The 7,383-nt window shown below is 66.2% G+C and carries 6 protein-coding genes; all 6 read left to right on the top strand.

All coding sequences use genetic code 11. From position 1 onward, the window contains the following. Positions 1-1,518: glutamate synthase-related protein (locus WAW17_RS14345; RefSeq protein ID WP_422333623.1), on the top strand; the 1,518-nt coding region annotated here is incomplete at its 5' end. Further along, on the top strand, positions 1,511-3,016 hold the full coding sequence (locus tag WAW17_RS14350) for a glutamate synthase subunit beta (protein ID WP_422333624.1): 1,506 nt from the start codon (positions 1,511-1,513) through the stop codon (positions 3,014-3,016). The genes WAW17_RS14345 and WAW17_RS14350, both read left to right, overlap by 8 nt. Positions 3,017-3,053: 37 nt before the next feature. After that, positions 3,054-4,472: a pyruvate kinase gene (gene pyk, locus WAW17_RS14355; RefSeq protein WP_422333625.1), complete on the top strand. Its 1,419-nt coding sequence runs from the start codon at positions 3,054-3,056 to the stop codon at positions 4,470-4,472. After that, positions 4,473-5,351, top strand: coding sequence for an acyl-CoA thioesterase (locus WAW17_RS14360; protein WP_422333626.1), 879 nt, complete (start codon positions 4,473-4,475; stop codon positions 5,349-5,351). A gap of 52 nt (positions 5,352-5,403) precedes the next feature. Next, positions 5,404-5,655 (top strand): hypothetical protein, encoded by a 252-nt coding sequence (locus WAW17_RS14365; protein ID WP_422333627.1) that lies wholly within the window; start codon positions 5,404-5,406, stop codon positions 5,653-5,655. 159 nt (positions 5,656-5,814) lie between these two features. Beyond that, a partial coding sequence (locus WAW17_RS14370) for an ABC transporter ATP-binding protein/permease (protein WP_422333628.1) occupies positions 5,815-7,383 on the top strand: 1,569 nt, incomplete at its 3' end.

Here is a 7,383-nt window from a genome sequence, read left to right on the forward strand (position 1 = left end):
GACCTGAAGAACGCCAACGACGAGGCGCGGGTACATGTCAAGCTGGTCAGTTCGGTGGGGGTCGGTACCGTCGCAGCCGGTGTCAGCAAGGCGCACGCCGACGTGGTCCTCATCTCCGGGCACGACGGCGGCACCGGCGCCACGCCGCTGACGTCGATGAAACATGCCGGCGCCCCGTGGGAGATCGGACTGGCCGACGCGCAGCAGACACTGGTGCTCAACGGCCTGCGGGATCGGATCACCGTTCAGTGCGACGGCGGACTCCGCACGGCGCGCGACGTCGTGGTCGCCGCGCTGCTCGGTGCCGAGGAGTTCGGATTCTCCACCGCGCCGCTGGTGGTGGCGGGGTGCATCATGATGCGGGTCTGCCACCTCGACACCTGCCCGGTGGGCGTGGCGACGCAGAACCCCGAACTGCGCAAGCGGTACACGGGCAAGCCGGAATTCGTGGAGGAGTTCTTCCGGTTCATCGCCGAGGACGTCCGGCATCACCTGGCCGAGCTCGGGTTCCGCAGCATCGACGAGGCCGTCGGGCATGCGGACGTACTCGAGACGGCCCAGGGCGTCGCGCACTGGAAGAGCCGAGGACTCGATCTGACACCGATCTTCGCCGTCCCCACCGGACCGGACGGGCCGTCGTTGCCTCAGCGTCGCAGGACTCGGGACCAGGATCACGGACTCGACCGGGCGTTGGACCGCACCCTCATCCAGCTCGCGGAGGGCGCTCTCGAGGACGCGCACGCCGTGCAGGTCGAGATGCCGGTGCGCAACGTCAACCGGACCGTCGGCACGTTGCTCGGCGCGGAGGTCACCCGCCGCTACGGCGCTGCGGGGCTCCCGGACGACACGATCCGGCTCACGTTCACCGGTTCGGCCGGGCAGTCGCTGGGCGCCTTCCTGCCGCCGGGGATCACCGTCGACCTCACCGGCGACGCCAACGACTATGTCGGGAAGGGCTTGTCGGGCGGACGAATCGTGGTCCGGCCCGCGGACGACGCGCTGTTCGTGCCCGAGACCCAGGTGATCGCGGGCAACACGCTGCTCTACGGCGCGACGTCGGGTGAGGTGTATCTCCGCGGCCGCGTGGGTGAACGATTCTCCGTGCGCAACTCGGGGGCGTCGGCGGTGGTGGAGGGTGTCGGCGACCACGCCTGCGAATACATGACCGGTGGACGGGTCGTGATTCTCGGGCCGGCGGGACGCAACCTGGCCGCCGGGATGTCGGGCGGTATCGCCTACGTCCTCGATCTGGACCCCGAGTGTGTGAACCAGGCGATGGTGAACCTGCTGCCGCCCGACCGGGACGATCTCGAATGGCTGCTCGGTGTGGTGACCCGCCATCACCGGTGGACCGGTTCCGGGGTGGCGGCCTCGATGCTCGCCGACTGGCCGCGCAGGTCTGCCCTGTTCACCAAGGTGATGCCCACCGATTACCAGCGAGTACTGGACGCTACCCGGACGGCCAAGGCGGAAGGACTGGACGTGGACACAGCGATCATGGAGGCGGCACGTGGCTGACCCGCACGGTTTCCTGCACATCCCGAAGAAAGAGGCGCCCAGACGACCCGTCCAGGAACGGGTGCACGACTGGCGCGAGGTGTATGTCCCGCAGAGTCCGGCCGAGCGGGACGCCGAGGTGTCCGCGCAGGCCGCCCGGTGCATGGACTGCGGGATCCCGTTCTGCCATTCCGGCGAGGCGGGCTGCCCACTGGGCAACCTGATTCCGGAATGGAACGATCTCGTGCGCCGTGGTCGCTGGCCCGCGGCGAGCGAGCGGCTGCACGCCACCAACAATTTTCCCGAGTTCACGGGCCGGGTGTGCCCGGCGCCGTGCGAATCGGCCTGTGTGCTGGCACTGGCCGACACGCACACCACCGGCAGTGTCACGATCAAGCGCATCGAGCAGACCATCGCCGATGTCGCGTGGGAGTCGGGCACGGTGCAGCCGATGGTGCCGATGATCTCCACCGGTAAGAAGGTGGCGGTGGTCGGTTCCGGACCGGCAGGCCTGGCCGCAGCGCAGCAGCTGACGAGGGCGGGTCACGACGTCACCGTCTACGAGCGCGACGACCGGCTCGGCGGGCTCCTGCGGTACGGCATCCCGGCGTTCAAGCTCGAGAAGTCGGTGGTGGATCAGCGGCTCATGCAGATGCGTGCGGAGGGCACCCATTTCGTGACCGACTGCGAGGTGGGTGTCGACCTGACGGTCGAACAGTTGCGCACCACATACGACGCTGTCGTGCTCGCGATCGGCGCGCTCCGGGCCCGCGACGACACCATGGTGGAAGGCCGGAACCTTCACGGTATCCATCTCGCGATGGAGCACCTCGTCACCGCCAACAAGGAATGCGAGGGTGACGGGCCGGCGTCGATCACCGCCAAGGGCAAGCATGTGGTGATCATCGGCGGCGGCGACACGGGTGCCGACTGCCTCGGAACCGCCCATCGGCAGGGGGCGCTGTCGGTCATGCAACTGGACTACAACCCGGAGTTGCCGACCGAACGGGACGAGTCCGTCACGCCCTGGCCGGCTCGGCCGATGGTGCTGCGGACATCGCCCGCGCATGCCGAAGGCGGTGTGCGCCGCTACCAGGTTGCGGTGCAGCGTTTCCTCGGCGACGAGAAGGGGAACGTCCGGGCCATGGTTCTCGCGGAGGTACGGGTCCGCAGGGACGACGAAGGCGGGCGCGAGATCGTCCCGGTGGGCGAGGAGATCGAATTACCCTGCGAGCTGGCGCTTCTCGCGATCGGCTTCGAGGGCGTCGACCTAGGTCCGCTCCTCGGCGACTACGGACTGACGCCGACCAGGCGGGGCTCGCTGTCCTGCGGCCCGGACTGGCAGACCACCGCTCCGGGTGTCTTCGTGTGCGGCGACGCTCATCGTGGCGCATCACTCGTGGTGTGGGCCATCGCGGAGGGGCGTTCCGCCGCGCGCGCCGTCGATCTGCACCTGACGGGTGCCTCGGACCTTCCGGCTCCGGTGCATCCGACGGCGTTGCCGCTGGCGGTTGTCTGAGATGGAGAAGGCAACGCGGGGAGACTAGGCTCGAGCCGTGAACCGACGCACGAAGATCGTATGCACGCTTGGACCTGCAACCGCCAGTGGTGACCGCATCCGCGAACTCGTCGAGAGCGGTATGGACGTTGCCCGGCTCAATTTCAGCCACGGAGAGCACGCCGACCACGAGGAGAACTACAAGCGAGTTCGCGCCGCCTCCGATGCCACAGGCAAGGCGGTCGGTGTTCTCGCCGACCTCCAGGGACCCAAGATCCGGCTCGGCCGGTTCGCCGAGGGGAGCACCACCTGGGCCGACGGCGAGGTGGTGCGGATCACCGTCGACGACTGCGCGGGCACCCACGATCGGGTGTCGACCACCTACAAGGAACTCGCGGAGGATGCGAAGCCCGGCGACCGGCTGCTCGTGGATGACGGCAAGGTCGGTCTCGTCGTCATCGACGTCGACGGTAACGACGTGGTGTGCCGGGTCACCGAGGGTGGACCGGTCAGCAACAACAAGGGCGTGTCCCTGCCGGGGATGAACGTGTCGGTCCCTGCGATGTCGGAGAAGGACATCGCGGACCTCGAATTCGCACTGAATCTCGGTGTCGACTTCATCGCGCTGTCGTTCGTGCGTTCGCCGGCCGACGTCGAATTGGTGCACGGTGTGATGGACCGGGTCGGTCGCCGCGTCCCCGTCATCGCGAAGCTCGAGAAGCCGGAAGCGATCGACAACCTCGAGGCAGTGGTCCTCGCGTTCGATGCCGTGATGGTTGCTCGCGGTGACCTGGGCGTCGAGCTTCCCCTCGAACAGGTTCCGCTGGTGCAGAAGCGCGCCATCCAGATCGCGCGAGAGAACGCCAAGCCCGTTATCGTCGCCACGCAGATGCTCGAATCGATGATCGAGAACTCACGGCCCACCCGGGCGGAGGCCTCCGACGTTGCGAACGCGGTGCTCGACGGCGCTGACGCGGTCATGCTGTCCGGCGAGACATCCGTCGGCAAGTATGTGATGGAGACCGTGCGGACCATGGCGCGCATCGTCGAGGCCGTCGAGGCCGAATCCACCCGCGTCCCACCCCTGACGCACGTACCGCGAACCAAGCGGGGTGTCATTTCGTACGCCGCGCGTGACATCGGTGAACGACTGGACGCGAAGGCTCTCGTCGCGTTCACCCAGTCCGGAGACACGGTGCGCCGCCTGGCCCGCCTGCACACGCCGTTGCCGTTGCTCGCCTTCACCCCGGTACCCGAGGTGCGTAGTCAGCTCTCGCTGACGTGGGGAACCGAGACGTTCCTCGTCGAGCCTGTCTCGAGCACCGACTCGATGGTCAGCCAGGTCGATCACGCGCTCCTGAGTCTCGGCCGTTACCAGCGCGGCGAGCTCGTGATCATCGTGGCGGGCTCCCCGCCCGGCACCGTAGGCTCTACCAATCTCATACATGTCCACAGAATTGGTGAAGAGGACCGCTAGGTGAGCGAAGCCGCAGTGAGGACCGATCTCGAGACGCTTCTCGAGCTTCTCGATCTCGAGAAGATCGGGGAGGACACGTACCGGGGGCGGCACCCCGCTCAGGTCGGGAGCCGGACGTTCGGCGGCCAGCTGATCTCGCAGTCGCTGATCGCCGCCGGACGGACCGTGAGCGGTGAGCGCGCGGTGCATGCGGTCAACGGTCACTTCATTCGCGGCGGCGACGTCAAGGAACCCATCGAATACCACGTGGCCCGTCACCGGGACGGTCGTGCGTTCGCGAACCGACAGGTCACCGCGATGCAGGACGGCCGGGAGTTGTTCGTCATGCTGGCGGCCTTCCAGGACTGGGGCAAAGGACTCGAGCATGCCGTCGAGGTACCGGATGTCCCGTTCCCCGATACGCTGCCGCCGCTCGGTGACCACTTCGTGGGCTACGAGGATCGGCTGAAGACCTTCGTCGACGCCCTCAAACCCATCGACATGCGGTACGCCAACGACCCGTCGTGGATCATGAAGGGCACGGGGGAGAGACTCAACCACAACCGGGTCTGGATGAAGTCGGACGGTGAACTTCCGGACGATCCGCTGGTCCACGTCTCGGTGATGGGGTATTCCTCGGACACGACGGTCCTCGACTCGATCATCACCACGCACGGATTGTCGTGGGGACTCGACCGGATCGTGGCGGCCACCGTCAACCACTCGATCTGGTTCCACCGGCCGTTCCGCTTCGACGAGTGGACGCTCTACGCCACGGAATCGCCGGTGGCGGCCGGTTCGCGCGGACTGGCGACCGGACGGTTCTTCTCCCTCGAAGGCCAACTTCTGGCCACCGTCGTGCAGGAAGGGTTGATCCGGCACTTTCCCGCAAAGCGGTGACCGTCGGGGCGTATCGTCGTTCTCGGATCTCGACGGAACGGACGTGCAACCCATGAGCGCAGACGACACCGGCGGGCGGAGCGCCGGAAAGCAGAACACCGAGGGGGATGTTCCGGTCCCCGATGATGAGGCGATAGCAGACGCCCATCAGAAGTCGGCGGAAATCGACGCCCGTTACGAACCCGGTGCACGGGAAACGGTGGTGCTCCCCGGTACCGGAGGCACGGTGTCGGGCACGGCGTTCGCCGACTATGTCGACGACGACGGCAATCTGAGGGATCCGGAGGAGCGGGAGAGCTCCTGAGGCGGCGTCCAGACGCCCCCAATGGGACCGGTGCGACATCGGACGGCCCATGGAGTCGGGCGCGGTAAGTGTTGTGCGCGAATTTTTCGAGTATTCCCACCGATCGGGGTTAGACTTCGCCATCTTTGCTGATGTGTCATCGTGATCGGGGGATTGGTCATGGACTGGAACAACGTCGTGTGGGACAGCTCGATGTGGCTGTTGAAGGCCTACGTCATGACTGTTGTGGTGTTCGTGGTGGTCGTGGTACTGCTCGCGCGGTTCACCAACTGGGGCAGGCAATTCTGGCGGTTCGCCGCGCCCTACTTCGATCCCCGGCGCAGCCCCAAGCCGCTGCTGATCCTGGCGGCGCTGCTGCTCGCCACGGTCTTCGCGGTGCGCGTGACGGTGCTGTTCTCGTACTGGTACAACGATTTCTACGATTCGATCCAAAACCTCGACGAATCCGCGTTCTGGCACTTTCTCCGCGTCTTCGCGATCCTGGCGACGATCCACGTGGTGCGTGCCCTGCTCGAGTACCTGATCGGTCAGACTCTCGACATCGACTGGCGGACCTGGCTCAACTACCAGCTCGTCGACGACTGGCTCGATAGCCGCGCCTACTACCGCGACCGGTTCCTCGACGACGCGATCGACAACCCCGACCAGCGAATCCAGGCCGACATCACCAACTTCGTGACCACCTCGCGGGTCCTTTCCATGGGTGCGGTGACGGCCGTGCTGTCCATCGTCTCGTTCACGGGGATCCTGTGGGATCTCTCGGGTCCGATGACGATTTTCGGCATCGAGATTCCCCGGGCGATGATCTTCCTCGTCTTCGTCTATGTACTGGTGACGACGGCGATTGCGTTCTGGATCGGCAAGCCGCTCATCACGTTGAACTTCCTCAACGAGAAGCTCGGGGCCAATTTCCGTTACGCCCTGGTTCGCGTCCGGGAGTACGGCGAGAGCATCGCGTTCTACCGCGGGGAAGACGTCGAGCGGCGCACACTGGCCCACCGGTTCGTCGAGGTGATCCGGAACATGTGGCACATCGTCTTCCGGACCCTGAAGTTCAGTGGTTGGAACCTCACGGTCAACCAGACCGCGGTGATCTTTCCGTTCCTGATCCAGGGACCGCGCCTGTTCACCGGCCAGGTGTCGCTCGGTGACGTCATGCAGACTTCCCAGGCGTTCGGTCAGGTGCACGACTCGCTGTCGTTCTTCCGTGAGGCGTACGACGACTTCGCCAGCTTCCGCGCCACCACCATCCGGCTCAACGGGTTGGCCAACGACAACGAGAACGCCGGGAAGCTCCCCATCCTGAAGACCCGTAAGTCGGGTGAGGATCTCGTGATCGACACGCTCGACGTGCGAATCCCTACCGGCGAGGCCCTCATCGAAGATCTGGATCTGGTGGTCCACCCGGGCGAGGCACTGCTGGTCAAGGGCCCGTCGGGTTCCGGCAAGACCACCCTGCTGCGTACGCTCGCCGATCTGTGGCCGTACGCGGAGGGAACCGTTTCGCGACCGTCCGGTGAGGCGATCTTCCTCTCCCAGCGTCCCTATCTTCCGCTCGGTTCGCTCCGAACCGCGCTGGCGTATCCGAAGGAGCCCACCGCCGGCGATGTCCAGGTGCGTGAGGCGTTGTCGAAGGTGGCGCTCGGCCACCTCGGCGACAGGCTGGACGACACCGAGGACTGGACACGCATTCTGTCTCCCGGTGAGCAACAACGCCTGTCGTTCGCG

This window comes from Rhodococcus sp. (in: high G+C Gram-positive bacteria) (assembly GCF_049286785.1).
Taxonomy (GTDB): domain Bacteria; phylum Actinomycetota; class Actinomycetes; order Mycobacteriales; family Mycobacteriaceae; genus Rhodococcus_F.